Origin of the sequence: Parvibaculum sp., assembly GCF_040882025.1 — a bacterium.
In the GTDB taxonomy this organism is placed as follows: Bacteria; Pseudomonadota; Alphaproteobacteria; order Parvibaculales; family Parvibaculaceae; genus Parvibaculum.
Window position 1 is genome coordinate 1 of the sequence record NZ_JBBECC010000029.1, and the last position, 1,319, is coordinate 1,319.

The following is a 1,319-nucleotide window of genomic DNA, read 5'->3' on the forward strand; positions in this document are numbered from 1 at the left end:
TGCCGGTCTGGCGGTCGCCGATGATCAGCTCGCGCTGGCCGCGGCCGATCGGGATCAGCGCATCGATCGCCTTGAGGCCGGTCTGCATCGGCTCATGCACCGACTTGCGGGGAATGATGCCGGGCGCCTTGACGTCGACGCGGCGGCGTTCCGACGAAACGATCGGGCCCTTGCCGTCGATCGGATTGCCCAGCGGATCGACGACGCGGCCGAGAAGGCCCTTGCCGACCGGCACGTCCACGATGGAGCCGGTGCGCTTGACGGTGTCGCCTTCCTTGATGTTCCGGTCGGAACCGAAAATCACGACGCCGACATTGTCCTGTTCGAGGTTCAAGGCCATGCCGCGCACGCCGCCCGGGAACTCGACCATTTCGCCGGCTTCGACATTGTCGAGGCCGTAGACGCGGGCGATACCGTCACCGACGGAAAGCACCTGGCCGATCTCGGAAACCTGCGCCTCGGCGCCGAAATCCTTGATCTGCTGCTTGAGGATGGCGGAAATTTCCGCGGCCTGAATGTCCATCAGGAGGCCTCTTTCATGGCAATCTGGAGAGAATTGAGCTTGGTCTTGAGCGACGAGTCGATCATCCGGCTGCCGACCTTGACGACGAGACCGCCAAGCAGCGAGGCATCGACGCGCGTGTCGATCCGGACGTCCTTGCCCGTGGCCGTCTTGAGCGACGCCTTGAGGCTTTCGAGCTGCGCATCCTTGAGCGGGTGCGCGGAAACCACGTCGGCCGTCATTTCGCCGCGTGTTTTGGCGAGGATGGCGGTGTAGGCCGAGATCATGCCGGGCAGCGCGAAGAGGCGGCGGTTCCGGATGACGAGACCGATGAAATTCTTGACCAGCGTCGAGGCGCCGGCCTTGTCGAGCACGGCGGCGAAGGCGCGCCCCTGCTCGTCGGCGCTGAAAACGGGGCTTCTGACGAGGCGCGTCAGATCGCTGCTCTCGTTCAGCATCCGGGTGATGGCGCCGAGATCGGCCGCGGTGGCATCGAGCGCGTTTTGCGCATCGGCCAGTTCGAACAGGGCCGTCGCATAACGGCCGGCCATGCCGGATACGGGGTGATCAGATGACACGTGCGGCGCTCGCCTGTGCTTTGTCGTGAGGGCCGGCGCGCGAGGCCGAAGCCTGCCGCCAACTATTTGAAATCGTTAGCTTATTTTGGCCGGAAGAAGCGCGGGAAAGAGCCCTGCCCCGGAGGCCGCGCGTTAGGTAACACATGGTCTTGCGCGGCGCAACAGGAACGCCCGGAAATGGCCGTGCCTGCGGCATTTTGGGCGCTCTCACGGGCTCACACGAGGCCTGCCGCAGCGTC

General features: G+C 64.9%; 2 protein-coding genes. Both read right to left on the minus strand.

What is annotated here, in order from left to right; translation table 11 throughout:
- Positions 1–523: HAS-barrel domain-containing protein (locus WEB61_RS02130; RefSeq protein ID WP_368062683.1), on the minus strand; the 523-nt coding region annotated here is incomplete at its 3' end.
- Positions 523–1,080 (minus strand): F0F1 ATP synthase subunit delta, encoded by a 558-nt coding sequence (locus WEB61_RS02135; RefSeq protein ID WP_368062684.1) that lies wholly within the window; start codon positions 1,078–1,080, stop codon positions 523–525. The genes WEB61_RS02135 and WEB61_RS02130, both read right to left, overlap by 1 nt.
- Between the last annotated feature and the right edge of the window lie 239 nt (positions 1,081–1,319).